The 24,708-nt window shown below is 67.9% G+C and carries 21 protein-coding genes; 12 read left to right on the forward strand and 9 right to left on the reverse strand.

What is annotated here, in order from left to right:
• Window positions 1–11 precede the first annotated feature (11 nt).
• The 3 genes from BLO63_RS03390 to BLO63_RS03400 all read right to left on the reverse strand — a co-directional run bounded on the left by BLO63_RS03390 (window position 12) and on the right by BLO63_RS03400 (window position 4,182).
• Window positions 12–620, reverse strand: coding sequence for an anthranilate synthase component II (locus tag BLO63_RS03390; RefSeq protein ID WP_091436759.1), 609 nt, complete (start codon window positions 618–620; stop codon window positions 12–14).
• A 139-nt stretch (window positions 621–759) separates the two neighbouring features.
• Entirely contained in the window at window positions 760–2,274 is a 1,515-nt protein-coding gene (gene trpE, locus BLO63_RS03395; RefSeq protein ID WP_091436761.1) for an anthranilate synthase component I, read from the reverse strand.
• Between the two features lie 15 nt (window positions 2,275–2,289).
• Window positions 2,290–4,182 (reverse strand): peptidylprolyl isomerase, encoded by a 1,893-nt coding sequence (locus tag BLO63_RS03400; RefSeq protein ID WP_091436763.1) that lies wholly within the window; start codon window positions 4,180–4,182, stop codon window positions 2,290–2,292.
• Window positions 4,183–4,368: 186 nt separating this feature from the next.
• Between BLO63_RS03400 and tpiA the strand changes: the two genes are divergently transcribed.
• The 4 genes from tpiA (at window position 4,369) to BLO63_RS03420 (ending at window position 8,521) form a co-directional block, all read left to right on the forward strand.
• Window positions 4,369–5,118 carry a triose-phosphate isomerase gene (gene tpiA, locus BLO63_RS03405; protein WP_091436765.1) on the forward strand — a complete coding sequence of 250 codons (750 nt, stop codon included), beginning with the start codon at window positions 4,369–4,371 and terminating at the stop codon, window positions 5,116–5,118.
• 167 nt (window positions 5,119–5,285) lie between these two features.
• A complete protein-coding gene (gene secG, locus BLO63_RS03410) occupies window positions 5,286–5,675 on the forward strand; it encodes a preprotein translocase subunit SecG (protein ID WP_091436766.1) in 390 nt (129 codons plus the stop codon).
• 116 nt (window positions 5,676–5,791) lie between these two features.
• Window positions 5,792–7,420: a CTP synthase gene (locus BLO63_RS03415; protein WP_091436768.1), complete on the forward strand. Its 1,629-nt coding sequence runs from the start codon at window positions 5,792–5,794 to the stop codon at window positions 7,418–7,420.
• A 204-nt stretch (window positions 7,421–7,624) separates the two neighbouring features.
• A complete protein-coding gene (locus BLO63_RS03420) occupies window positions 7,625–8,521 on the forward strand; it encodes a VOC family protein (protein WP_425284313.1) in 897 nt (298 codons plus the stop codon).
• A gap of 97 nt (window positions 8,522–8,618) precedes the next feature.
• Here BLO63_RS03420 and BLO63_RS03425 read toward each other — a convergent pair whose 3' ends face one another.
• Complete coding sequence (locus BLO63_RS03425) at window positions 8,619–11,138, reverse strand: glycosyltransferase (protein WP_091436771.1); 2,520 nt, start codon at window positions 11,136–11,138, stop codon at window positions 8,619–8,621.
• Between the two features lie 334 nt (window positions 11,139–11,472).
• Complete coding sequence (locus BLO63_RS03430) at window positions 11,473–11,952, reverse strand: hypothetical protein (RefSeq protein ID WP_091436773.1); 480 nt, start codon at window positions 11,950–11,952, stop codon at window positions 11,473–11,475.
• Between the two features lie 237 nt (window positions 11,953–12,189).
• Here BLO63_RS03430 and BLO63_RS03435 point away from each other — a divergent pair, with 237 nt between their 5' ends.
• The gene (locus BLO63_RS03435) at window positions 12,190–13,815 is read left to right on the forward strand and encodes a glycoside hydrolase family 17 protein (RefSeq protein ID WP_091436775.1); all 1,626 of its coding nucleotides are present in this window, start codon (window positions 12,190–12,192) and stop codon (window positions 13,813–13,815) included.
• On the opposite strand, the gene BLO63_RS03440 is transcribed toward BLO63_RS03435, so the two are convergent.
• Window positions 13,775–14,155, reverse strand: a complete 381-nt coding sequence (locus BLO63_RS03440) for a hypothetical protein (RefSeq protein ID WP_091436777.1) — start codon at window positions 14,153–14,155, stop codon at window positions 13,775–13,777. The two genes, BLO63_RS03435 and BLO63_RS03440, sit on opposite strands and share 41 nt — an antisense overlap.
• 64 nt (window positions 14,156–14,219) lie before the next feature.
• On the reverse strand, window positions 14,220–15,173 hold the full coding sequence (locus tag BLO63_RS03445; RefSeq protein ID WP_091436779.1) for a DMT family transporter: 954 nt from the start codon (window positions 15,171–15,173) through the stop codon (window positions 14,220–14,222).
• A 164-nt stretch (window positions 15,174–15,337) separates the two neighbouring features.
• Here BLO63_RS03445 and glmU point away from each other — a divergent pair, with 164 nt between their 5' ends.
• Both glmU and glmS read left to right on the forward strand, forming a co-directional pair.
• Entirely contained in the window at window positions 15,338–16,687 is a 1,350-nt protein-coding gene (glmU, locus tag BLO63_RS03450; protein WP_091436781.1) for a bifunctional UDP-N-acetylglucosamine diphosphorylase/glucosamine-1-phosphate N-acetyltransferase GlmU, read from the forward strand.
• Between the two features lie 113 nt (window positions 16,688–16,800).
• Window positions 16,801–18,624: a glutamine--fructose-6-phosphate transaminase (isomerizing) gene (gene glmS, locus BLO63_RS03455; RefSeq protein ID WP_091436782.1), complete on the forward strand. Its 1,824-nt coding sequence runs from the start codon at window positions 16,801–16,803 to the stop codon at window positions 18,622–18,624.
• A gap of 171 nt (window positions 18,625–18,795) precedes the next feature.
• Here the strand turns inward: glmS and queF are convergent, their stop codons facing one another.
• Window positions 18,796–19,257, reverse strand: coding sequence for a preQ(1) synthase (gene queF / locus BLO63_RS03460; RefSeq protein ID WP_091436783.1), 462 nt, complete (start codon window positions 19,255–19,257; stop codon window positions 18,796–18,798).
• Window positions 19,258–19,377: 120 nt separating this feature from the next.
• Between queF and eno the strand changes: the two genes are divergently transcribed.
• The gene (gene eno / locus BLO63_RS03465) at window positions 19,378–20,661 is read left to right on the forward strand and encodes a phosphopyruvate hydratase (RefSeq protein WP_091436785.1); all 1,284 of its coding nucleotides are present in this window, start codon (window positions 19,378–19,380) and stop codon (window positions 20,659–20,661) included.
• Between the two features lie 117 nt (window positions 20,662–20,778).
• On the opposite strand, the gene BLO63_RS03470 is transcribed toward eno, so the two are convergent.
• Window positions 20,779–20,988 carry a hypothetical protein gene (locus BLO63_RS03470; protein WP_091436786.1) on the reverse strand — a complete coding sequence of 70 codons (210 nt, stop codon included), beginning with the start codon at window positions 20,986–20,988 and terminating at the stop codon, window positions 20,779–20,781.
• A gap of 301 nt (window positions 20,989–21,289) precedes the next feature.
• On the opposite strand from BLO63_RS03470, the gene BLO63_RS03475 reads away from it, so the two are divergent.
• The 4 genes from BLO63_RS03475 (at window position 21,290) to BLO63_RS03490 (ending at window position 24,705) form a co-directional block, all read left to right on the forward strand.
• A complete protein-coding gene (locus BLO63_RS03475; protein ID WP_091436787.1) occupies window positions 21,290–21,622 on the forward strand; it encodes an FtsB family cell division protein in 333 nt (110 codons plus the stop codon).
• Window positions 21,623–21,964: 342 nt separating this feature from the next.
• The gene (gene pdhA / locus BLO63_RS03480) at window positions 21,965–22,939 is read left to right on the forward strand and encodes a pyruvate dehydrogenase (acetyl-transferring) E1 component subunit alpha (protein WP_091436789.1); all 975 of its coding nucleotides are present in this window, start codon (window positions 21,965–21,967) and stop codon (window positions 22,937–22,939) included.
• Window positions 22,940–22,949: 10 nt separating this feature from the next.
• Window positions 22,950–23,249: a hypothetical protein gene (locus tag BLO63_RS03485; RefSeq protein WP_091436790.1), complete on the forward strand. Its 300-nt coding sequence runs from the start codon at window positions 22,950–22,952 to the stop codon at window positions 23,247–23,249.
• A 40-nt stretch (window positions 23,250–23,289) separates the two neighbouring features.
• Window positions 23,290–24,705 carry a pyruvate dehydrogenase complex E1 component subunit beta gene (locus tag BLO63_RS03490; protein WP_091436791.1) on the forward strand — a complete coding sequence of 472 codons (1,416 nt, stop codon included), beginning with the start codon at window positions 23,290–23,292 and terminating at the stop codon, window positions 24,703–24,705.
• The last annotated feature ends 3 nt before the right edge of the window (window positions 24,706–24,708 follow it).

Genomic DNA, 24,708 nt, shown 5'->3' on the forward strand with positions numbered 1-24,708 from the left:
TTGTGCCGCGCTCACGCCGCCCGCTTCCGGCCGGGGCCGGCATTCCAGGCGCGCGCGAGGTCGAGGAAGTTCTTGAGGATGGTCCGGCCGTGCTCGGAGGCGATGCTCTCCGGGTGGAACTGCACCCCGTGCACGGGCAGCGTCTTGTGCGAAAGACCCATGATGAGCCCGTCATCGGTCTGGGCGGTGACGGCGAGCGCGTCGGGCAGCGTGTCGCGCTTCACCACCAGCGAGTGGTAGCGCGTTGCCCGCAGCGTGCCGTTGATGCCGTGGAAGACGCCCTCATTGCTGTGGCTGATGTTGGAGAGCTTGCCGTGAATGGGCTGCGGCGCGCGCACCACGTCGCCGCCGAACACCTGACCGATGGCCTGGTGGCCCAGGCACACGCCGAACACCGGCACGCCCTCGGCCGCCGCCCGCGCAATCAGCGCGCAGGAAATGCCGGCCTCGTTCGGCGTCGCCGGTCCCGGCGAGATGACGATGGCCTCGGGCTTCAGCGCCATGGCCTCATCGACGGTGAGGGTGTCGTTGCGGCGTACCTCGACCTCGGCGCCGAGGCCACCGATATAGTGGACGAGGTTCCAGGTGAAGCTGTCGTAATTGTCGATGAGCAGGATCATCGTGCGTCCATCCGCCGGCCTGATGCGGCTGTGAAAAGGTCTAGGTTGTGTTCCGGCGCAGGGTCAAGCCGCACCGTCCGGCGATCGTCTCTATCGCCAGCCCCGCCATCGCGCGTGACGCCGCTCCCCGCCCATGGCCTTACTGCCCACGTCCGGCCCGGGCGGCGAAGCGCACGGCTTCCTCGCCGGCGCGGAACAGCGCCTTGGCCTTGTTGACGCATTCCTGCAATTCGCTCTCGGGCACGGAATCATAGACGATGCCCGCGCCCGCCTGCACATACATCCGCCCGTCCTTCACCACGGCGGTGCGCAGCACGATGCAGGTGTCCATTTCGCCATCGGCGCCGAAATAGCCGATGGCCCCGGCATAGATGCCGCGCTTGTCGCGCTCCAGCTCGTCGATGATCTCCATCGCCCTCACCTTCGGCGCGCCCGAGACGGTGCCGGCAGGAAAACCGGCGGCGAGGGCGTCGAGCGCGTCGCGGCGCGGGTCGAGCGTGCCCTCGACATTGGAGACGATGTGCATGACCTGGCTGTAGCGCTCGACGAAGAAGCTGTCGGTAACATGCACCGAGCCAATGGTGGCGACGCGGCCGACATCGTTGCGCCCGAGGTCAAGCAGCATCAGGTGCTCTGCGCGCTCCTTCGGGTCGGCGAGGAGTTCCTCCTCCAGCGCCTTGTCCTCATGCGGGGTTGCGCCCCGCCGACGGGTGCCGGCGATGGGACGGATGGTGACGGTGTCGGCGCGCAGCCGCACCAGAATCTCCGGGCTGGAGCAGACCAGCGAGAAGCCGCCGAAGTTGAAATAGACCAGGAACGGCGCCGGGTTGATCCGCCGCAGCGCCCGGTAGAGCGAGAAGGGCGGCAGGTTGAACGGTGCCTCGAAGCGCTGCGACAGCACCACCTGGAAGATGTCGCCGGCGCGGATGTACTCCTTGGCCCGCTCGACCATGTCGAGATAGGCCGCCGGCTCGGTGTTGGACTGCGGCTCCACCGCCTGGTGGAAGGCATCCTCGGAGGGCAGGTTGGGCAGCGCGCTGTCGAGCGCCGCCACCACCTTCTCCAGCCGCACGCGCGCCGCCTCATAGGCCGCGGCCGCCGGCACGCCGGCATCGGGACGCACCGGGGTGACGACGGTGATCTCGTCGCGCACGGCGTCGAACACCACCATGACCGTCGGGCGGATGAAGATCGCGTCCGGCACGCCGAACACGTCCGGCTTGGGCGCCGGCAGGCGCTCCATCTGCCGCACCATGTCGTAGCCGAGATAGCCGAACACGCCGGCCGCCATCGGCGGGGCGCCTTCCGGCAGGTGGATGCGCGATTCCTCGACAAGCGCGCGCAGCGCCAGCAGCGGCGGCTGCGCGCAGGGCTCGAAGGCCTCGGCGTCGGTGGCGGCGCGGCGGTTGATCTCGGCGCGGTCGCCATGGCAGCGCCAGATCACGTCCGGGTCGATGCCGATCATCGAGTAGCGCCCGCGCGTGGCGCCGCCCTCGACCGATTCGAGCAGGAAGCTGTTGGGCCGCTCGCCGGCGATCTTGAGGAAGGCCGAGACCGGGGTTTCGAGATCGGCGATCAGCGTGGTGGTGACGACCTGCGCCTCGCCGCGCTGATAGGTGGCGGCGAAGGCGTCCGCTTCAGGAGTGAGGCTCATGACCCGCGTTCCGCCTCAGTTCACCGCGTCGGTGCCGACGATCTGGTCGAGCGCGGCGCGGTTGATGCGGGCGCCGAGGCGCGCCTGCAGCTCGACCAGATATTCGGTCATCAGGTCGTTCTGCAGGTTCTGGCGCAGGTCTGAGACCAGCTTCTCGTCAGTGGCGGCCGTCGTGCTGGGCACGCTGGCGCGCAGCACCTGGAACAGCAGGCGGCTCTCGCCGGCCTCCGCCATCGCGCTGCCGACCCCGCCCTCGGGCGTCTCGAACACGGCGGCCATGATGTCCTGCGGCACGCCATCGGCGGTGCGGCCACGGCGCAGGCCATTGGCGGCGCGCAGTTCGAGCCCGGCCTCGCTCACGGCCTGGTCGAAGGGCGTGCCGGCGGCGATCTTCGCTTTGATCTCCTCAACCCGGGCGTCGAGCGCCTGGGCGGCCTGGTCCTGCTTCCAGCGGTCGAGAACCTGGGCGCGGGCCTCCTCGAAGGAACGCTCGCGCGGCGGGGTGATCTCGTCGACCTGGTACCAGACATAGCCGCCATTCTGCGGCAGCTGGACCGGGTCGTTCTCCGCCCCGACCTCGGAGGAGAAGGCGCCGCGCAGGACCTCCGAGCGGGCCGGGAAGGTGGCGATCGCCGTGCCGCCGGGCGCCTGGCCCTGGATGCTGGTGTCAAAATTCTGCAGCTTCAGCCCGACCTTGCCGGCGATCTCGGCCAGCTGGGCGCCGCCGGCGCGCTCATCCTCGATGCTGTCATAGGTGGTCAGCATCGCCCGCCGGGCGGCGTTGACCTGCAGCGCGGCGCGAATCGCCGGCGCCACCTCCGCCAGCGGCTGGACGCTGCCCGGGGTGATGGCGCCGATATGGACGATGACCGGGCCGAAGCGGCCGGCGATGACGCCGCTGGTGCCCTCGGCCGGGAGCGAGAAGGCGGCATCTGCGACCTGGCGGTCGATGATGTCGGCGCGGGAGACGTTGCCGAGATCGACATCTTTGGCGCTCAGCTTGCGCTCGGTGACGATGTCGGTGAAGGGCGTGCCGGCGGCAATGCGCGCGGCGGCAGCCTCGGCCTCATCCTGCGAGGGGAAGACGAGCTGCTGGACGACGCGCTTCTCCGGCGTGCCGTAGGTGGAAAGGTTGGCGTTGTAGGCGGCCTCGACCTCGGCGTCGGAAACCGACTCGCTCGACGCCAGTGCTTCCGGCGTCAGCACCAGCACGCCGATCGTGCGGAATTCCGGCGCGCGGAAGGCGACCTTGCGCGCCTCGAAGAACTTCTGCAGCTCCTCGTCCGAGGGGGCGGCCGGGGCGGTAAGGGCGGCCGGTGTCAGCATCGCGTAATTGACCGAGCGCTCCTCGCCCTCATAGCGGGCGAGGGCGTCCTTCAACACCTGCGGCACCTCGATGCCGCCACCCAGCGACTGGATCAGCTGCTGGCGCAGGGCGAGCCCGCGTTCCGCCGCGACGAAACGGGCCTCTGTGAAGCCGTTGGAGCGCAGGAGCTGATTGAAATAGGCGGGATCGAAGCTGCCGCTCGGGCCGTGGAACGCCGGGTTGGCCTGCACCCGCCGCGCGATCTCCTCATCGGAGAGCGCCAGGCCAAGCGACTTCGCCTGGTCGTTGAGCGCTGCCTCGGCGAGCTGTTCGTTCAGGAGCTGGTCGGGAATGCCGAAGGCGCGGGCCTGGCCGGGCGTGATGCCGCGCTTGAGCTGCTGGCTGATCTGCTGGAGCCGCTCCTGATAGGCCTGGCGGAATTCCGGCACGGTGATCTCGCTGTCGCCGATCGTCGCCAGCGTCTGGCCGCCGAAGCCGCGAAACACATCGGCGATGCCCCAGACCGCGAAGCTGAGGATGAGGAGACCCATCAGGATCTTGGCGACAATTCCGGTAGAGCTCTTGCGCAGCGACTCAAGCATTTCATTCTCGTCTGGCGTCGGACGGGCAACGGCCCGGGGCGCGAAAGGCGCGCATAATAGGGAGGCGTCCCCGCCGCCGCAACGGCACTGATGCGTCCTTTCTGCAGCGAAAGCCGCTGCGCCGGCCCACCCGGTCTGTTATGAGGCGATGGCGCGGAGCTTTACAGTGCAGGAGCTTGGAACGGTATGAAGATGCGTCGTCCGCTGGTCGCCGGCAATTGGAAGATGAACGGTCTGACGGCCTCGCTCGCCGAGTTCGATCGGATCGTCGAAGGATATGACGGCGCGCTGAAGGCGAAGACCGACCTGCTCGTGTGCCCGCCGGCGACGCTGCTCGCCGCCTTTGCCGCCGGCCGGGGCGATGTCGGCATCGGCGGGCAGGACTGCCATGCCAAGCCGTTCGGTGCCCATACCGGCGATATCGCCGCCGAGATGCTGGCCGATGCGGGTGCCAGCGCCGTGATCGTCGGCCATTCCGAGCGGCGGCAGGACCATCGCGAGAGCAATGGCCAGGTGCGGGCCAAGGCCGAGGCGGCTCGCCGTGCCGGGCTCGTCGCCATCCTCTGCGTCGGCGAGACGCGGGCCGAGCGCGAGGCGGGGCAGGCGCTGGATGTGGTGCGCGGCCAGCTGGAGGGATCGATTCCCGACGGCGCCACGGCGGCCGACCTCGTGGTCGCCTATGAGCCGGTCTGGGCGATCGGCACCGGCCTGACGCCGACCATTGAGGACATCGCCGAAATGCACTCGGCGCTGCGGGCCGCGCTCAAGGCGCGCTTCGGCGCGGAGGGCGACGGGTTCCGGCTGCTTTATGGCGGCTCGGTGAAGCCGGACAATGCCACGGAGATTCTCGCCGTGGCCGATGTGGACGGCGCTCTGGTCGGCGGGGCGAGCCTCAAGGCCGAGTCTTTTCTCGCCATCGCCCGCGCCTATCTCTAGGCGCAGCGCGTCCTTCCGGTGCGCGGCGAGGGGTGTTCGTCCTCCGGCGTAGGCGCGGTGGCTGGAAACCCCGGCCGCAATCGTGTAGGAACGCGCCCAAAGATGGCGGCGCGTCGAGTCCGGGACAGGGCTCGTGTGCCGCTGCATGAGCATTTTGAAGGCGTCAGATGCAAACCGTACTCATCGTCATCCATCTCATGGTCGTGCTGGCCCTGATCGGCGTGGTGCTGATTCAGCGTTCCGAAGGGGGCGGCCTCGGCATCGGTGGTGGCGGCGGGGGAGGCGGCGGTGGCGGCTTCTTCAGCGCGCGCGGCACGGCCAATGTGCTGACCCGCGCCACAGCGGTGCTCGCCGGGATGTTCTTCATCACCAGCCTGTCGCTCACCATTCTGGCTGGCTGGGGCCGTGGCCCGACCACCATCTTCAATGCGCCGACGGCGGTGCCGGGCGTGCCGTCGGCCCCCGCACCGGGCAGCTCGGTGCTCGACCAGCTCAATGCCGCCCAGCCCGCGCCGCCGGCCGCCCCGGCCGCGCCGCAGGCTCCGCAGTCGCAGTGACATCGGCGCCGCGTCGGACCTTCCCGGCGCGGCATTCGGTTTAGCCACAGGCGAGCGCCCGTTCGGCAAGGCGGGCCCTCGTCGAATCGCGTTTTTGCCGGTAGAAACCAAATTCCATGGCGCGCTATATCTTCATCACCGGCGGCGTCGTGTCCTCGCTTGGCAAGGGCCTCGCCTCCGCCGCACTCGGTGCATTGCTGCAGGCCCGTGGGTACAAGACCCGGCTGCGCAAGCTCGACCCCTATCTGAACGTCGATCCGGGTACGATGAGCCCGTATCAGCACGGCGAGGTCTTCGTCACCGATGACGGCGCCGAGACCGATCTCGACCTCGGCCACTATGAGCGCTTCACCGGCCGTCCCGCGACCAAGCAGGACAACATCACCACCGGGCGCATCTACCAGGACATTCTCACCAAGGAGCGGCGCGGCGATTATCTCGGCGCCACCATCCAGGTGATTCCGCACGTCACCAACGCCATCAAGGACTTCGTGCTGTCCGGCAATGAGGGCTACGACTTCGTGCTGGTGGAGATCGGCGGCACGGTCGGCGACATCGAGGCGATGCCGTTCCTGGAGGCGATCCGCCAGATCGGCAACGACCTGCCGCGCAAGCACTGCATCTATATCCACCTCACCTTGCTGCCGTTCATCCCTTCCGCCGGCGAATTGAAGACCAAGCCGACGCAGCATTCGGTGAAGGAGCTGCGCTCGATTGGTATCGCGCCGGACATTCTGCTCTGCCGCACCGACCGCGAGATTCCGCGCGAGGAGCGCCGCAAGCTCGGCCTGTTCTGCAATGTGCGCGAGAGCGCCGTGATCGAGGCCCGCGACGCCGACAGCATCTATGCCGTGCCCTCCGCCTATCACGAGGCCGGGCTCGACACGGAAGTGCTGGCTGCCTTCGGCATCGAGCCGGCGCCGGAGCCGGACCTGACGCGCTGGAAGCGGGTCGAGGCGGGTATCCGTAACCCGGAAGGCTCCGTCACCATTGCTATCGTCGGCAAGTATACGGGGATGAAGGACGCCTATAAATCCCTGATCGAAGCGCTGACCCATGGCGGGCTCGCCAACAATATGCGGGTCAATCTCGACTGGATCGAGAGCGAGATCTTCGAGCGCGAGGACCCTTCGCCCTTCCTCGAACATGTGCATGGCATTCTGGTGCCGGGCGGCTTCGGCCAGCGTGGCGCCGAGGGCAAGATCCGCGCGGCGCAGTTCGCCCGCGAGCGGCGCGTTCCCTATCTCGGCATCTGCTTCGGCATGCAGATGGCTGTGATCGAGGCGAGCCGTAATCTCGCCGGTGTCGACAAGGCCAATTCGACCGAGTTCGGCCCCACCGACGAGCCGGTGGTCGGCCTGCTCACCGAATGGCTGCGCGGCAATGAGCTGGAGCGGCGCGGCCTCAGCGGCGATCTCGGCGGCACCATGCGGCTCGGCGCCTATCCCGCGGCTCTGGCCGAGGGCAGCCGTGTGGCCGAGATCTATGGCGACACCACGATTTCCGAGCGTCACCGCCACCGCTACGAGGTCAACATGGCCTATCGCGAGCGGCTGGAAGCCTGCGGCATGCTGTTCTCCGGCCTGTCGCCGGACGGGCTGCTGCCGGAAATCATCGAATATCCCGACCATCCCTGGTTCGTCGGCGTGCAGTTCCATCCCGAGCTGAAGTCGCGTCCGTTCGAGCCGCACCCGCTCTTCGCCTCCTTCATCGGCGCGGCGGCGGTGCAGAGCCGGCTGTTCTGAGCCTGCGGGCGCGCCGGCGGCGCGCCCGGCCGTCTGGACTCTGTCTTTCCGATCAAGCGGTTGGGCGGCTGTGCTGGCAGGTTGATTCCGCCGGTCGCGGGCGGGCGTGCTGGGAGTGGCCGCCGCTGGCGTCAGTCGAGGCTGGATTAACCTGCTGCCGCCGTGCTCTCATGGCGCTGTGGGGAAACCAGGCCGGGGCCTCGCGTGCCGGCCGAACGGGGAGAGGTGCTGGTGGAGCGCGGTCTTGATCACGTCGTCCATGTCGTCCGCGATCTGGAGGCGGCCGGCGAACTCTACGACATGCTGGGCTTCACGGTCGGCACCCGCAATCGGCATCCCTGGGGGACCGACAACCGGATCATCCAGCTGCCGGGCTTCTTCGTCGAACTGCTTGAGATCGCCGAGCCGGACCGTATCCCGCCGCCGGGCGAGGCGAGCTTTTCCTTCGGCGCCTTCAACCGCGATTTCCTGGCCGATGTCGGGCCCGGCCTGTCCATGCTGGTGCTAGAGGGGCGCGACCCCGCCGGCGACAAGGCGGAATTCGACGCTGCCGGCTTCGGCGGGCTCGATCTGTTCGATTTCGAGCGCGAGGGCAAGCGGCTGGACGGGACCGACGTCAAGGTCGCCTTCTCGCTGGCCTATGCCCGCGACCCGGGCTCGCCGCATGCCGGCTTCTTCACCTGCCAGCAGCGCTACCCCGAGAATTTCTGGTCCCCGGACCTGCAGCGCCACATGAACGGTACCGATGGCGTGGTCGGCGTGGTGTTCACCGCCGCCGATCCGGCCGCCCATACCGGCTTTCTCAGCGCCTTCGCCGGCAGCGAGGCGCGCCGGGCGGTGGATGGCTGGTACATCGTCAAGACCCCGCGCGGCGACATCGACGTGATGAGCGACGCGCTGTTCACCCAGCGCTTCGGCGCGGCGGCACCGGCCGGGCCGGGGCTGCGCCTTGCCGCCGTGCGCTTCGCGGTCGGCGATATGGACCGGCTGCGCCGGCGGGTCTCCTCCTCCCGCATGTCGGTGGAGGATATCGAGGGCGTGGTGGTGGTCGGCCCGAAGTCCGCGCTCGGGGCAACGCTGGTGTTCGAGGCGGCGCGCTGAGGGCGAGGCCCGGCTGCAAACGGCAGAAAACAAAAGCCCCGGAATCGCTTCCGGGGCTTTTTTCATGTCGCCTGCGAAGCGGCAGCCGGGCGAGGCCTCAGCCGATCTTCTCCGGAATCGCCTGCGGCTGCGCGGTACGGCCCGGCAGAAGCGCCAGCGCGCGGCCGCGCAGGGCGCTCCAGGTGGCGAAGGAATTGAGGGTCGATCCCTCAAGCCAGCCAATGCCGGCTGCCGCCAGGAAGGGCAGGCTCTGGATGGCGAGGGCGATGGCGAACAGGTCGACCTCTACCACGGCGTGCCAGTTGGTCAGGCGCAGGCCCACTGCCGAGAGCATCAGCCCGGCACCGATGATCGCCTCCGGCAGGGCCGGGAAGGCCCGGGCGGCGTCGGCCAGCCAGGAGCCCTTGGCGGTGCGAGCGAAGGCGAGGTCCTTGTAGCGGAAGCTGTCATACACCGCCTTGGCGACGGTGAACTGCACCGCCATCGCCGCAAAGGCCGCCCCCAGCATGCGCACCGGCGTGGTCGCCACCCGCAGCCGGTAGAGGGCGATGAAGTGCAGGAGATAGATGCCGAAGCAGAACACGATCGGGATGGTGAGGATGCGCTGCGGCACGGCGATGCCGAGGCCGAGCACGAAGGGCACCCAGAGCAGCGACAGGATCGCCACCAGCGCGCCGACGCTCTCCGAGCCGAGCCAGCTGACCCAGCCGATGCTGAATTCGCGGCGCTGCGCCGGGGTGAGGCGGGTGCCGGCGTTGGGCAGCATGCGGCGCCAGTGCTTCTTGATGATCTGCATGCCGCCATAGGCCCAGCGGTGGCGCTGCTTCTTGAACGAGGCGAAGTCGTCCGGCAGCAGGCCCCAGCCATAGCGGGTGCTGGTGTAGTGGCTCTTCCAGCCGCGCTCGACGATGGCGAGGCCGAGATCGGTGTCCTCGCAGATTGTGTCGCTCGACCAGTCGCCGGCTTCGACCATGGCGGCGCGGCGCATCAGGCACATGGTGCCGTGCACGACGATGGCGTCATGCTCGTTGCGCTGGACCATGCCGATGTCGAAGAAGCCGGCATATTCGGTGTTCATCGCCTCGTGTAGCAGGCTGCGGTCGGCGTCGCGGTGGTCCTGCGGCGCCTGCACGATGCCCACTGTCGGGTCTTCGAAGGTGGGGACGAGGTCCATCAGCCAGTTGGCATCGACGACATAGTCGGCGTCGATGATGCCGATGATCTCGGCATCCGGCGCGGTCTGCAGCATGGCGGCGCGCAGGGCACCGGCCTTGAAGCCCGCCACCTTGGGCAGGTTGATGAACTTGAAGCGCTCGCCGAGCGTGCGGCAGTGAGCCTCGATCGGCTCCCAGAATGCCGGGTCCGGCGTGTTGTTGATGATGACTAGGCACTCGAAATTCGGCCAGTTGAGCCGCGCGACGCTGTCGAGCGTCTGCTTCAGCATCTCCGGCGGTTCCTTGTAGGCCGGAATGTGAATCGAGACCTTGGGCGTGCGTGAGGGAGCGGTCACAGTGTCGCGGCGCAGCAGGCGGCTCGGGGTGCGGCCGAAGGCGATGGTGGCCAGTTCCTCCACCCGGTAGAGCATCACCACCACGAGCGGCACCAGCAGCACTAGGCACACCACCATGGTCACCATGTTGCCGCCGACGACGTAATGGGTCAGCCAGTGATCGGTGACGGTGGCGATCCAGGCGCCGACGAGGTTTGCCGCGCCGACCATCACCAGCGCCTGCGTCAGGGTCAGGCGGGCGAAGCGGAATACCGGCAGCGAGAAGGCGATGCCAAGTAGCAGGGCGATGGCGGCGGTGGCGTTGTAGGTCGAGGGCGTGATCGGGCCGGCGAGCGGGAACTTCGCCACCCGGTCGGCATCGAGAATGCCCCAGTACTGGCCTACGCTGCCCTCGAAGCTCTTCCACGGCGCGTCGAACGCCTCGATGAGGTTGTATTCGATGCCGAGCGCGTCGGCGCGGGCGGCGAAGCTGCGGATGATCTGGGCCTGGGTGAGTTCGCCGGGCACTGCGTTGTCGCGGTTGTAGCCCTGGCTCGGCCAGCCGAATTCGGCGATGACGATGCGCTTGCCGGGATAGGTGGCGCGCAGACGGTCATAGATGGCGATGGTGTGGTCGACCACCTGCTCGGGCGAGACGCCTTCCCAATAGGGCAGCATGTGGGCGGCAATGTAGTCGACGGCGGAGACCAGCTCGGGATGGTCCAGCCACACGTCCCAGGTCTCGCCGGTCGTTACCGGCACGTTGGTCTCGCGCTTCACCCGGCGAATGGTCTCGATCAACTGCTCGGGCGTGCGCTCGGCGCGCAGGATCGACTCATTGCCGACCACGATGCCGACGACGTTGGAGTTCTTTTTCGCGACGTCGATGGCGTTGGTGATTTCGCGCTCGTTGCGCGCCTCATCCTCGTCCAGCCAGGCGCCAACCGTGGTCTTCAGCCCCTTTTCGCCGGCGAGCCGGGCGACGAGGTCGAGATTGCCGGTCGAGGCATAGGTGCGGACGGCGCGCGTATAGGGCGCCACCGCCTCCACATCGGCGCGGATCTGCGCCTCGGTGGTGGGCTCGCCCTTGTCAGGGTTGGCGTCCCGGCCATAGGGCGCGAACGACATGCTCTGGAATCGGTCGGGTGCGGCGGGAGCGGAAACCTCCTGACGCAGAGCCAGCCAGACAAAGACATGGACGCACGTCACAACCGCAACAGCTGCGGCGGCGACACGAATGGCGGGGCGCATGAGACAAACCCACGATAAAAGGGAGGCTGACGGACGGATTATAATACAGTTTCCACGCATGTGCAGCACGATCTTTGCCGCACCGCGCCACAGCGCGCCACGTCTGTCGATAATGCCGCTATGCCGCGGAAAATGCGTCAGAACGAGAATGGTTCCGCACTATGGCGGCCCCATGACGCGCCGATGACGCGGGAGGGGCCGGGGCGCGGATTCATTGCGCGGGGGCAGCGGCAGGGGCGGGCGTCGCGACCGCCGGCGGTGCGTCCGGGTTGACCCAGCAGGCATGCACGCGCTCGGACAGCCGCTCCTGTGCCTTGCTGTCGATATTGCCCTGCCGGACCAGGCAGCGGAACGCGATCTTCAGGTGCTCGGTCGGGCAGCCGAAGCGCTCATAGAGCTCCAGATGCCGGCGCGCCGTGTCGATGTCGTCGCGCCAGAGCAGCATGGCGATGCGGCGTCCGCTCCACACGCATTCCGGCAGGCCGGCATTGCCCGGCAGCTTGGCCGCCTCGGCATATTCCTCGACAGAGCGGCGCAGCGCCTCTTCCTTCGCCTGCTCCTCCGGCGACTTCTGCTCGGCGGGCTTCTGTTCCTGCGTGGCGCTCTGGGCCCACGCGCCGCCGGGGGCGACGGTCATCAGCATCATGCCGCCGAACAGGGCGGCGGCGAGGGGACGTACGGAGCACAACATGGGGGAAACGTCACACGCAAAAGAGGAAACACCGGACCGGCCAGGACAGTAGGAGAAGCAATCGAATTTGTCAGCATGACGGCACGTCTCCCGGGGGCCCGCCGGCGCAAAATTCCGCCGCTTTGCACACGCCTCTTGCCGTGGCGGCCAAGCCCCGTTACCCGGCAGGGTGAAACCCATCAGACTGCCCCTCGCGACCGAGCCCTCGGCGACCGACCCCTGGCGGAGATTCCTCGCATGCGACTGCCCCTCGCTCTCGCCGCCCTCGTCTGCGCGGCGATCGTCGCTGTCTGGGCATGGCTCGGCCAGCCGGTGCCGGCGCCGTTCGCGCCGATGGCGGCCGGCGAGAAGCTGCCCTGCGTCTCCTATGCGCCGTTTCGTCCCGGCCAGAGCCCGTTCAGCGAGGATGTGGCTTTCTCGCAGGCGCAGATCGACGACGATCTCGCCCGGTTGTCCAAGATCACCCATTGCGTGCGGACCTACTCCTCGATCCAGGCCGGGCTCGCCGCCGTGCCGGAACTCGCCCGCAAGCATGGGCTGACCGTGCTCCAGGGCATCTGGATCGCCGCCGACCCGGTGCGCAACCGGGCGGAGATCGAGGGCGGCATCAAGGCGGCGCAGGAAAACCCCGATGTCGTCACGGCGGTCATCGTCGGCAATGAGGTGCTGCTGCGCGGTGAGCAGTCGGCCAATGACATTGCCGGCTTTCTGAAAGAGGTGAAGGCCAAGGTCCCGCCCAGCGTCGATGTCACCTATGCCGATGTGTGGGAGTTCTGGGAGCGCAACCGCTCGCTGGCGGATTCGGTGGATTTCGTCACCGTGCACATCCTGCCCTTCTGGGAGGACATGCCGGTCCCGGCCGAGGATTCGGTCGCCCATCTCGGCGAGATCCGCGAGCATGTCGGCGAGATCTTCGCCGGCAAGGAGATCCTCATTGGCGAAACCGGATGGCCGAGCGAGGGGCGCATGCGCGAGGGCGCGCTGCCCTCGCCCTCCAACCAGGCCAATGTGATTCAGGAACTACTCACGCTCGCCAAGGCGAAGAACTACCGGCTTAATGTCATCGAGGCGTTCGACCAGCCGTGGAAGCGGGTGCTGGAAGGCACCGTCGGCGGCCATTGGGGCTTCCTCGACGCCTATACGAGGGACTTCAAGTTCCGCTGGGGCGAGCCGGTGTCCGACCATCCCTTTTGGATGGCGCAGGCGCTGGCCGGCAGTCTCTTCGCCGTTGCCGTCTTCGCGGTGGCGGGGTGGGCCGGCCGGCGGGCCGGCGGGCGCCCGCTGGGGATGCGGGAATGGTTGGCGGTGGGCGGCATCGCCTTTTTCGCCGGGCTGATGATCGGCCGGCTTCTCGCCTCGGTGCCGGTGGAGAGCCTCGGCATCGGCGGCTGGATACGCGGCGGCGCGCTGGTCGGGCTGGCGCTGCTGGTGCCGCTCGCCTGCGCGGCGGCGATCGGCCGGCGCACCAGGCTGGTGACGCTGACGCTGGCGCTTAACAGCGAGGCGACGCCGGGGGCGCCGTTCTTCGACCGCTGCCTCGCTTTGCTGCTCGCCGCGTCGATCGTGCTGGTGGCGCAGATCGGCTTCGGGCTGGTGTTCGATCCGCGCTACAAGGATTTCCAGTTCGCCGGGCTGACGCCGATCATCACCGCCTTCGCCTTCTACGCGGCGGTGGCCAGCCCGGGGCGCTTCACCGAGGGGCGGCAGGCGGAGACCATCGCCGCCGGCCTGTTCCTCGCCGCCGGGGCCTATGTGGCGTTGAACGAGACGATGGCGAACTGGCAGGCGCTGTGGACCGGCAGCCTGTTCGTGGTGCTGGCCTTCACCCTCTGGCGCCTCGCCACGGCCGGGCGAAGGATATGAGCAGCAGGCCGCCGGCCACGCCGGCAAGGCTGTTATTGTAGATTACCAGCCCCATGCAGGTGGCCATCAGCGCCAGTGTGAACATCACGAGCGAGGGCCGGATCAACTGGACCAGCGCGGTGACGAGGGCGACGATGCCGAATGCCGACTGGCTGAACAGCGCGATCACCAGCGCCCGCGTTTCGCAGGTCATGGTTTCCAGCGTCCGGCAGGCGAGGCCGACGGAGGACTGCTCCAGCAGTGCATAGCGCACATAGATCGCCCAGCCGAGGGCGAAGGCCCCGAGCGCGATGATGACATTGGCGGCGCGGGCGCCGGGCAGGAAGCTGCGATGGGCCAAAGGGGCGGTCCTTGTTCGATGGGGTTGCCCTGATGGCGCTGCATCGCACGCCGCGACGGGACGATCAATCCGCCGGGCGGGCGAGCGGTTCCCGCCGGCGGGTGGCGAGGATGACGCCGCCGAGGATCAGCACGAAGCCGACGCCATGATAGAGGTGCAGTTCCTCGCCGAGCAGCAGCACCGCCAGCAGCACGCCATAGACCGGCATGAGATAGAGGAAGTTCGCCGTCACCGGCGCGCCGGCGGCCTTGATGGCGAACTGGAACAGGCCGAAGGCGAGCACCGAGGGGAAGATCGCCAGGAAGGCGATGGCGCCCCAGGCTTCCAGCGTCGCCGGGGTGGTGGCCCCGCTCGCCGCCTCCCAGAGCGCCAGCGGCGCGAGGAGCAGCGTGCCGGCAAGGGCATTGGCGGCAAACGCCGTCTGCCCGCCGAGCTGAGTCAGCGGCTCCTGCCGCAGCAGCAGCGAATAGGCCGCCCAGGCGATCGCCGCCACCAATATGCCGAGATCGCCGCTGTTGAATTCGAGGCCAAGCAGCCGGCCCGGCTCGCCATGCACGGTGATCAGCGCGATGCCGGCAAAACCCGCCAGCGAGCCGATGAGCTGGATCTTCGGCAGCCGCCGCCGCTTCAGCAGCGCGTCGAGCACCACGACCATCAGGGTCGACGTGGTGTAGATCAGCGTCGCATTGGTGGCAGTGGTATGTCCGAGGGCGACATAGACATTGCCCCCGCACAGCACCATGCCGAGACAGCCGAGCAGCAGGATGCGCGCCCACTCCCGGCGCAGCAGCGCGCGATGACGCACCAGCGCGCCAGCGGTGAGTGGTAGCAGCACCGCCACCGCCAGCAGCCAGCGCCAGAAGGCGAGCGACCAGGGCGGCACCAGGTCGACCACCGCCCGGCCGACGATCAGGTTGGTCGAGAAGAACAGCGGCATCGCCAGCAGCGCCGCCAGCGCCCACGGGTCGTGCAGAAGGCCGGGCTGGGAATCGTGGCTGACGTCTTGGCGGTGCTCCATGGCGCGGGGTGATACACGCTTTGCCGATCGGCGTCGCGCCGTCGCACCGCCGGCTCGGGCCGCCCGCCCGCTCTTTTCGCCCCGCCCGTGGCAGGCTAGAACGCGGCGTCCCTGGGCGGGCCCGTCCCGGGCCGTTCCTTGCGTCCAGATTCGGGAGTCCGCCGATGCGCCAGCTTCTCGTCATCGTCCTCGCCGCCGGGGAGGGGACACGCATGCGCTCCGCCCTGCCGAAGGTGCTGCACGCGGTGGCCGGCCGGCCGATGGTCGCGCATGTGCTCGACGCGGCGCTGGCCGCGGGCGCGGCGCAGATCGCTGTTGTGATCGGCCCCGACCACGACAAGGTGGCCGCCGAGGTGCGCCGTGTGGCGCCGCAGGCCGAAGTGTTCGTGCAGGCCGAGCGACGCGGCACCGCCCATGCGGTGCTGGCGGCGCGGGCGGCGCTGGAGCGTGGCTATGACGATGTGGTTGTCATGTATGGCGACACGCCGCTGGTGCGGCCGGACACTCTCGCCGCGCTGCGCGTGCCGCTCGCTGAGGGCGCGGGCGTCGCCGTTCTCGGCTTCCGCCCGGCCGATCCCACCGGCTATGGCCGCCTCGTGACCGAGGGCGGCGAGCTTCTCGCCATTCGCGAGGAGAAGGAGGCGAGTGCCGAGGAGCGGGCGATCGGCCTGTGCAATGCCGGGCTGATGGCACTGGACGGGCGGGCGGCGCTCGATCTGCTCGATCGTGTCGACGACGCTAACGCCAAGAAGGAATTCTACCTCACCGACGTGGTGGCGATCGCCCGCACGCTCGGCCGCACGGCGGGCGTGTGCGAGGTGGCGGCGGAGGATGTGGCCGGCGTCAACAGCCGCGCCCAGCTTGCCGAGGCCGAGGCGATTCTTCAGCAGCGCCTGCGCGCCAGGGCGCTGGAAGCCGGGGTGACGCTGGTGGCGCCGGAGACGGTGTTCCTCTCGGCCGATACAAGCTTCGGCCGCGATGTCGTTGTGGAACCGAATGTGTTCTTCGGCGCCGGGGTGCGGGTGGAGGAGGGCGCCACCATCCGCGCTTTCAGCCATGTCGAGGGTGCCCATGTCGGGCCGGGCGCCATTGTCGGGCCCTTCGCCCGGCTGCGTCCGGGCGCGGCGCTGGGGCAGGGGGTGCATGTCGGCAATTTCGTTGAGATCAAGGCCTCCGACCTCGCCTCGGGGGTGAAGGTGAACCACCTTTCCTATGTCGGGGATTCGAGCGTCGGGGCGAACACCAATATCGGCGCCGGCACCATCACCTGCAATTATGACGGCTTCCGCAAGCACCGCACCACCATCGGCGCCAATGCCTTCATCGGCACAAATAGCCTGCTGGTCGCGCCGGTGAGTGTCGGCGACGGCGCCTATCTCGCCACCGGCTCGGTCATCACCGACGACGTGCCGGCGGATGCGCTGGCCATCGGCCGGGCGCGGCAGGTCAACAAGCCGGGGCTAGCGGCGCGGCTGCGGGCCCGGCTCTCGTCCGGGGTGGCGCCCAAGGCGTGATGCCGCACTGCGATACGAAGCGACACCGGAATTGATTTCGACACTTCGGTTACGGGCGGTTAAACCCGCCTGCGTAGCCTCGCGGATCGTCGCTTCACGAAAGGGCCCGGCTCATGTGTGGAATCATCGGCATCGTCGGTACGGCACCTGTCGCCGAGCGGCTGGTCGACTCGCTGCGGCGGCTGGAATATCGCGGCTATGATTCCGCCGGCATCGCCGCGTTGGAAGGGGGCCACATCGCCCGCCGCCGCGCCGAGGGCAAGCTGCGCAATCTGGAAGAGGTGCTGCGCCAGTCGCCGCTCATCGGGAATATCGGCATCGGCCACACGCGCTGGGCCACCCATGGCCGGCCGAGCGTCGCCAATGCCCACCCCCACGCGACGACGGAAGTGGCGGTGGTGCACAACGGCATCATCGAGAATTTCCGCCAGCTGCGCGACGAACTGCTGGCGTCAGGCGCCAATTTCGAGAGCGAGACCGACACCGAAGTCGTCGCTCATCTGGTGACGCGCGAACTGCGCGCCGGCCTCAGCCCGACGGATGCGGTGGCGGCTGCGCTGCCGCGCCTGCAGGGTGCCTTCGCGCTGGCCTTCCTGTTCGACGGCGACGAGGACCTGCTGATCGGCGCCCGCAAGGGCAGCCCGCTGGCCATCGGCTATGGCAAGGGCGAGATGTATCTCGGCTCGGACGCCATCGCGCTGGCGCCGTTCACCGACACCATCGCCTATCTCGACGATGGCGACTGGGCGGTGCTGCGCGCCAAGGGCATCGAAATCCGCGATGCCGCCAATCATCGGGTCGAGCGCGCGGTGCAGAAGACCACCGCCACCGCCTTCCTGGTCGAGAAGGGCAATTTCCGCCACTTCATGGCCAAGGAGATGCACGAGCAGCCCGAAGTCGTGGCGCACACGCTGGCGCATTATCTCGACATGGCCAACGAGACCGTGCAGCTGCCGGAACTGCCATTCGACCTCGCCAAGCTGGAGCGCGTCTCCATCGCCGCCTGCGGCACCGCCTATTATGCCGGGCTGATCGCCAAATACTGGTTCGAGCGCTATGCGCGCCTCTCGGTGGAAATCGACGTGGCGTCCGAGTTCCGTTACCGTGAGGCGCCGCTGCCGGCCGATGGCCTTGCCATCGTCATCTCGCAATCGGGCGAGACCGCCGACACCCTCGCCTCGCTGCGTTATGCCGGGCAGGAGAAGCAGCATTTGCTCGCGGTGGTGAACGTGCCGACCTCGACCATCGCCCGCGAGGCGCATGCGGTGCTGCCGACGCTGGCTGGGCCGGAAATCGGCGTCGCCTCGACCAAGGCATTCACCTGCCAGCTGGCGACGCTGGCCGCTCTCGCCGTGGCGGCGGGGCGCGCGCGCGGCGTGATCTCCGCCGAGGAGGAGCGCGGCCTCGTCCACGCTCTGGTGGAAGTGCCGCGCCTGATGAACCGGGCGCTCGATCTCGGCCCGGAAATCGAGCACCTCGCCCGTTCCTTCGCCAAGACCAAGGACGTGCTCTATCTCGGCCGCGGCACCTCCTTCCCGCTGGCAATGGAAGGCGCGCTGAAGCTCAAGGAGATTTCCTATATCCACGCCGAGGGCTACGCCGCCGGCGAGCTGAAGCACGGGCCGATCGCGCTGATCGACGAGAACATGCCTGTTGTGGTGATCGCTCCCCATGATGCCGTGTTCGAGAAGACCATGTCGAACATGCAGGAGGTGGCGGCGCGCGGCGGGCGCATCATCCTGATCACCGACGAGACCGGCGCCAAGCACGCGGCGCTGGAGACCGAGGCGACGCTGGTGATGCCGGACATGAACCCGTTCATCACGCCGCTGGTCTACGCCATCCCGATCCAGCTGCTCGCCTACCACACGGCGGTGGTGATGGGCACGGATGTGGACCAGCCGCGCAATCTCGCCAAATCCGTCACCGTGGAATAGGGCGATACTCTCCGTGTGTCCCGGACGAGCTGCGCGAAGCGCCGCGACGATCCGGGATCCAGAATCGACTCGCGAAGCGCCGAACCCTTTGAGTGGTGCCTCCGGCAGAGTCTTGCGCTGGTCCCCGCTCTGCGCTCCGCCTGCGGCTCCGCTTGTCGGGGACACGGTTACTCACCCCCGGCCACGATAGGGCGCCACGCCCTGGTCCGGCAGCCACACGCCGTCCAGCGGGGCGCCGCTCTGCCAGAACACGTCGATCGGGATGCCGCCGCGCGGGTACCAGTAGCCGCCGATGCGCAGCCAGCGCGGGCTGAGCAGTTCGTGCAGCCGCAGGCCGATGGCGACCGTGCAGTCCTCATGGAAGGCGCCATGGTTGCGGAAGCTGCCGAGATAGAGCTTCAGCGATTTCGATTCGACCAGCCAGCCGTCGGGCACATAGTCGATCACCAGTTGGGCGAAGTCCGGCTGGCCGGTCACCGGGCACAGCGAGGTGAATTCCGGGGCGGTGAAGCGGGCGACATAGTTCGTGCCGGGATGCGGGTTCGGCACCCGCTCCAGCACCGCTTCTTCCGGGCTGGCGGGCAGGGCGGTGGCGCGGCCGAGCTGGGTCGTGCCGTCGGCAATATCGTTCATGGCGGGCTCCTGAGGGGCGGGGAGGTCGGGCGATATGTCGCTGGCACCTCTTTCGCATGTCACATGGCCGGAGTAGAAGCGCCTCGACCATCCTGACCGAGTTGAGCATTGGGGAAACGCATGACCGCCATCGTCGATATTGTTGGGCGTGAAATCCTGGACAGCCGCGGCAATCCCACCGTCGAGGTGGATGTGATGCTGGAAGACGGCTCGCAGGGCCGCGCCGCCGTTCCCTCCGGCGCCTCCACCGGCGCGCATGAGGCGGTCGAGCTGCGCGACGGCGACAAGTCGCGTTATCTCGGCAAGGGCGTCCTCAAGGCGGTCGAGGCGGTGAATGGCGAGATCTTCGACGCCATTGGCGGCATGGACGCCGAGGATCAGCCGGCGCTGGACCAGATCCTGATCGAGCTGGACGGCACGCCGAACAAGGCCCGCCTCGGCGCCAACGCCATTCTCGGCGTCTCGCTAGCCATCGCCAAGGCCGCCGCCGCCGCCCGCGACCTGCCGCTCTACCGCTATGTCGGCGGCGTCAATGCCCGCACCCTGCCGGTGCCGATGATGAACATCATCAATGGTGGCGCCCATGCCGACAACCCGATCGACTTCCAGGAATTCATGATCCTGCCCGTCGGCGCCCCCAGCTTCGCCGAAGGCCTGCGCACCGGCGCGGAGATCTTCCACACGCTGAAGAAGGCGCTGAAGGATGCCGGCCACAACACCAATGTCGGCGACGAGGGCGGCTTCGCCCCGAACCTGCCCTCCGCCGATGCCGCGCTCGCCTTCGTGGTGAAGGCGATCGAGACCGCCGGCTACACGCCGGGCGAGGACGTGTTCATTGGCCTCGACTGCGCCTCGACCGAGTTCTTCAAGAACGGCAAGTACGACTATGAGGGCGAAGGCGCCGTGCGCGATATCGAGGCGCAGGTGAAGTACCTCGCCGACCTTGTCGGCCGCTACCCGATCTGCACCATCGAGGACGGCATGGGCGAGGATGACTGGGAGGGCTGGAAGCTGCTCACCGACACCATCGGCTCCAAGTGCCAGCTGGTGGGCGACGACCTGTTCGTCACCAACGTCACCCGTCTGTCGACCGGCATCAAGCAGGGCGTCGCCAACTCGATCCTGGTCAAGGTCAACCAGATCGGCTCGCTGACCGAGACGCTGAACGCGGTCGAGATGGCGCACAAGGCCGGCTACACCGCCGTCATGTCGCACCGCTCGGGCGAGACCGAGGATTCGACCATCGCCGACCTCGCGGTGGCGACCAATTGCGGGCAGATCAAGACCGGCTCGCTGGCCCGTTCGGACCGCACCGCCAAGTACAACCAGCTGCTGCGCATCGAGCAGGAGCTGGGCCCGCAGGCGATCTATGCCGGCCGTTCGGCGATCAAGTCGCTCGCCTGAACCTGGGTCCTGAGCCCCAATTAGAGAGGCCCCCGTCGTCGCGGCGGGGGCCTTTTTTATGCGACGTGTCGGTCGCCGGAGGGGGATGGTTCAGCGCGCGCCGAGATGTCCCCCACCTCAGCGCTTCAGGCGCTCATATTCGGCGGCGAGGCGCGGCAGGTCCGGCACCTGCGGCGTGTCGGGCTCCATCAGGCCGCCGCTGATCTCCAGCGCGGCGACGGGCCAGAGTCGCTCCACCAGGGCAGGAATCTGCGCCGGAGGCACGTCCGCCATGCGCGCATCGACGGCGCACAGGGCGCGGGCGCGCTCCTCGATATTTCTGTTCATGCGTCGGCCTCCGTGTGTCCGGCGGGACGCCGGAACCACCGGGGAAGCTGCTCCGGTTCAGAGCGCGGCACCGAGCCACGCCGGCTTCAGGGCAAGACGATAGCACCGGCCGCCGGCGCACATTGTCCACAACAGTACATTGGGCCGTGACGTTGGCGGCTCGTCAGCCTCACATTCGCGCGACCGCGCTACCTTTGCCCGCCAGGCCTGCAGCCTCCCGAAAGGCGCGTGCGCTGCGGTATCGGGGAATGTTGGCGTTAGCGTTAACCGCGCCTCAACCGGCGGGCTCTAGGCTGTGCCCATGATCATTCGCACGCGCTGGCGCTCCTTTCTCCAGACCGTCACCCTGCATCTCGGGGCGGCGGCCCTCGTCGGCTATTTCGCCTTCCAGGGCTATAATGGCCAATATGGCCTGCTGGCCCGTCGCACCTTCGAGCAGCAGCATGCCGAGCTCACCCAGGAGCGGGACAGGCTGCAGGCCCAGCGCAAGGCGCTGCAGGCCAAGGTGGCGCTGATGTCGCCCGACCTCGTCGACGCCGACATGCTCGACGAGCAGGCGCGTGCCCTGCTGAACCTCGTTCATCCCAAGGATCTGGTGCTGCTCAGGGTTCCGGGCGGTCCGCAGGCCAATTGAACGAAAATTCATTCGGACAGCGAATCCGTGGCATGCCAGACGGGTTCCGATAGGAAACCACGTTATTCCAGAGCCTTAACTTGATTTGAGCTAAATCAAGTTCTAAACTGAAATCCGGTTGATCGGCGGAAACCATTGCGCCGGCAACATGTTGTGCGTCGCAGCATTGCGTCCAGCGCGTAGCGCGGCGGGGAAAGGTGCGTTATTAACGTGCCGACTTTGTCCCCGAGCTGAGGATGCGCCATGGTAGTCGCCGCCAACAAATCGGCCGTCGGAAGAGCCCCCACCGCGAAAGCGCCGGCACGGGCCGCGGCCAAGAGTCCGGCCCGGCGTTCGGACAGGATGGCGGCGGTTCCCGAGTTCACCAAGGCCGAAGAACTCGACGCCTATCGTCGGATGCTGGAGATTCGCCGCTTCGAGGAGAAGGCCGGCCAGCTCTACGGCATGGGCCTCATCGGCGGCTTCTGTCATCTCTATATCGGCCAGGAGGCGGTCGTCGTCGGCATGCAGGCCGCTCTGAAGCAGGGCGACCAGGTCATCACCGGCTACCGCGACCATGGCCACATGCTGGCCTGCGGCATGGACCCCAAGGGCGTCATGGCCGAGCTTACCGGCCGACGCGGGGGCTACTCCAAGGGCAAGGGCGGCTCGATGCACATGTTCAGCACCGAGAAGGGCTTCTTCGGTGGTCATGGCATTGTCGGCGCCCAGGTGTCGCTTGGCACCGGCCTCGCCTTCGCCAACCACTACCGTGACAATGGCAATGTCACCCTGGCCTATTTCGGCGACGGCGCCGCCAATCAGGGGCAGGTCTATGAGAGCTTCAACATGGCGGAGCTCTGGAAGCTGCCGGTCGTCTACATCATCGAGAACAACAAATACGCCATGGGCACCGCGGTGAACCGCGCCTCCGCCCAGACCGATTTCTCCAAGCGCGGCTCCTCGTTCAACATTCCCGGCGAGCAGGTCGACGGCATGGATGTGCGGGCGGTGAAGGCCGCCGGCGAGCGCGCCGTCGAATTCGCCCGCTCCGGCAAGGGCCCCTACATCCTCGAAATGCTCACCTACCGCTATCGCGGCCACTCCATGTCCGATCCGGCCAAGTATCGGTCGAAGGAGGAGGTGCAGAAGATGCGGACCGAGCACGACCCGATCGAGCAGGTGCGCAACCGCCTGCTGGAAAAGAAGTGGGCCACCGAGGAAGAGCTGAAGGCGATCGACGCTGAGCTGCGCGACCAGATGAACGCGGCAGCCGATTTCGCCAGTGCCGACCCGGAGCCGGACCCGTCCGAGCTCTACACCGACATCCTGCGCTGAGCGCGGGCTGATGCTGGTCGAATTTTTCTGGGTCGCGGTCGTCGCAGGCGCCTCTGCGGCGGCGGTCATCTGGGTCCTCGCGACCCGGACCGCGCTGGGCATCCTGCGCGCCACGAATGCGGGCGGGCTGCGTTATCTGCTCGCCCTGCTGTGGCCGTTCGGCACCCGTCTGGTGCCGGGCGCCGCGCCGGCCGAGGCGACCCGGCTCAACAAGATGCTGGTCGGCTTCTTTGCCGCCCTCCTCATCGCCATCGCCTCGATGGCCGTCTACAGCAATCTGACGTTCGTGCTTCCGGCACCGACGCCGTGACGCGCGATCTTAGACGCACGTTTCTCTGGGGAACGCCGCCATGCCGACCGAAGTTCTGATGCCTGCCCTGTCTCCCACCATGGAGAAGGGAAACCTCGCCAAGTGGCTCAAGAAAGAGGGCGACCAGGTCAGGTCCGGCGACGTCATCGCCGAGATCGAGACCGACAAGGCCACGATGGAAGTCGAGGCCATTGACGAGGGCACGCTCGGCAAGATCCTGGTGCCCGAGGGCACGCAGGACGTCGCGGTGAACACGCCGATCGCCGTCATTCTCGCCGAGGGCGAGGACGCGAGCGCGGTCAGCGCGTCGCGCCCGCAGGCGGCCGAATCGGCCCCGCCGGTTGCTGCCGCGCCGATGGAGCCCTCGCCGGTGGCGGCCTCTGCGCCGGCCACGCCGGCAGTGGTCAATTCCGCCGTCGCCGCCCCGCCCCAGCCCGAGACGGTGCCCGAGCCGGACGTTCCCGAGGGCACGGAATTCGTCAGCCAGACCATGCGCGAGGCGCTGCGCGACGCCATGGCCGAGGAAATGCGCCGCGACGGCGATGTCTTCGTCATGGGCGAGGAAGTCGCCGAGTATCAGGGCGCCTACAAGATCACCCAGGGGCTGCTGCAGGAGTTCGGCGCGCGCCGCGTGATCGATACGCCGATCACCGAGCACGGCTTTGCCGGCGTCGGCGTCGGCGCTGCCATGGCGGGGCTGAAGCCCATCGTCGAGTTCATGACCTTCAACTTCGCCATGCAGGCGATCGACCAGATCATCAACTCCGCCGCCAAGACGCTCTATATGTCCGGCGGGCAGATCACCTCCTCCATCGTGTTCCGTGGCCCCAACGGCGCCGCCGCCCGCGTCGCCGCCCAGCACAGCCAGGACTACACCTCCTGGTACAGCCACATTCCCGGCCTCAAGGTGGTGGCGCCCTACACGGCGGCCGATGCCAAGGGCCTGCTGAAGTCGGCGATCCGCGATCCCAACCCGATCATCTTCCTTGAGAACGAGATCCTGTACGGCCACTCCTCGCCGGTGCCGAAGCTCGACGATTTCACCGTGCCGATCGGCAAGGCGAAGATCGCCCGCCCGGGCAAGGACGTGACGCTGGTGGCGTGGTCGATCGGCATGAACTACGCGCTGAAGGCGGCCGAGGAGCTCTCCAAGCTCGGCATCGAGGCCGAGGTGATCGACCTGCGCACCATCCGCCCGATGGACGTTCCCGCCATCGTCGCCTCGGTGCAGAAGACCGGGCGCTGCGTGACGGTGGAAGAAGGCTGGCACCAGTCCGGCGTCGGCGCGGAAATCGTCGCCCAGCTGATGGAGAAGGCGTTCGACTATCTCGACGCCCCGGTGCTGCGCGTGACCGGCAAGGATGTGCCCATGCCCTACGCCGCCAATCTCGAAAAGCTGGCCTTGCCGTCGGTGCAGGACGTCATCGACGCCGCCCGCGCCGTCACCTATCGCTGAGGT

It is taken from the genome of Ancylobacter rudongensis (assembly GCF_900100155.1).
In the GTDB taxonomy this organism is placed as follows: Bacteria; Pseudomonadota; Alphaproteobacteria; order Rhizobiales; family Xanthobacteraceae; genus Ancylobacter; species Ancylobacter rudongensis.

Bases quoted from the DNA above. Each gene is read 5' to 3' on its own strand.
- BLO63_RS03415 (WP_091436768.1), top strand. From the start codon at position 5,792: ATGGCGCGCTATATCTTCATCACCGGCGGCGTCGTGTCCTCGCTTGGC.
- glmS (WP_091436782.1), top strand. From the start codon at position 16,801: ATGTGTGGAATCATCGGCATCGTCGGTACGGCACCTGTCGCCGAGCGG.
- BLO63_RS03490 (WP_091436791.1), top strand. From the start codon at position 23,290: ATGCCGACCGAAGTTCTGATGCCTGCCCTGTCTCCCACCATGGAGAAG.
- BLO63_RS03475 (WP_091436787.1), top strand. From the start codon at position 21,290: ATGATCATTCGCACGCGCTGGCGCTCCTTTCTCCAGACCGTCACCCTG.
- secG (WP_091436766.1), top strand. From the start codon at position 5,286: ATGCAAACCGTACTCATCGTCATCCATCTCATGGTCGTGCTGGCCCTG.
- BLO63_RS03435 (WP_091436775.1), top strand. From the start codon at position 12,190: ATGCGACTGCCCCTCGCTCTCGCCGCCCTCGTCTGCGCGGCGATCGTC.
- BLO63_RS03485 (WP_091436790.1), top strand. From the start codon at position 22,950: ATGCTGGTCGAATTTTTCTGGGTCGCGGTCGTCGCAGGCGCCTCTGCG.
- tpiA (WP_091436765.1), top strand. From the start codon at position 4,369: ATGAAGATGCGTCGTCCGCTGGTCGCCGGCAATTGGAAGATGAACGGT.
- BLO63_RS03430 (WP_091436773.1), bottom strand. From the start codon at position 11,952: ATGTTGTGCTCCGTACGTCCCCTCGCCGCCGCCCTGTTCGGCGGCATG.
- BLO63_RS03400 (WP_091436763.1), bottom strand. From the start codon at position 4,182: ATGCTTGAGTCGCTGCGCAAGAGCTCTACCGGAATTGTCGCCAAGATC.
- queF (WP_091436783.1), bottom strand. From the start codon at position 19,257: ATGAACGATATTGCCGACGGCACGACCCAGCTCGGCCGCGCCACCGCC.
- BLO63_RS03445 (WP_091436779.1), bottom strand. From the start codon at position 15,173: ATGGAGCACCGCCAAGACGTCAGCCACGATTCCCAGCCCGGCCTTCTG.
- trpE (WP_091436761.1), bottom strand. From the start codon at position 2,274: ATGAGCCTCACTCCTGAAGCGGACGCCTTCGCCGCCACCTATCAGCGC.
- pdhA (WP_091436789.1), top strand. From the start codon at position 21,965: ATGGCGGCGGTTCCCGAGTTCACCAAGGCCGAAGAACTCGACGCCTAT.
- BLO63_RS03470 (WP_091436786.1), bottom strand. From the start codon at position 20,988: ATGAACAGAAATATCGAGGAGCGCGCCCGCGCCCTGTGCGCCGTCGAT.
- BLO63_RS03390 (WP_091436759.1), bottom strand. From the start codon at position 620: ATGATCCTGCTCATCGACAATTACGACAGCTTCACCTGGAACCTCGTC.
- eno (WP_091436785.1), top strand. From the start codon at position 19,378: ATGACCGCCATCGTCGATATTGTTGGGCGTGAAATCCTGGACAGCCGC.
- BLO63_RS03425 (WP_091436771.1), bottom strand. From the start codon at position 11,138: ATGTCGTTCGCGCCCTATGGCCGGGACGCCAACCCTGACAAGGGCGAG.
- glmU (WP_091436781.1), top strand. From the start codon at position 15,338: ATGCGCCAGCTTCTCGTCATCGTCCTCGCCGCCGGGGAGGGGACACGC.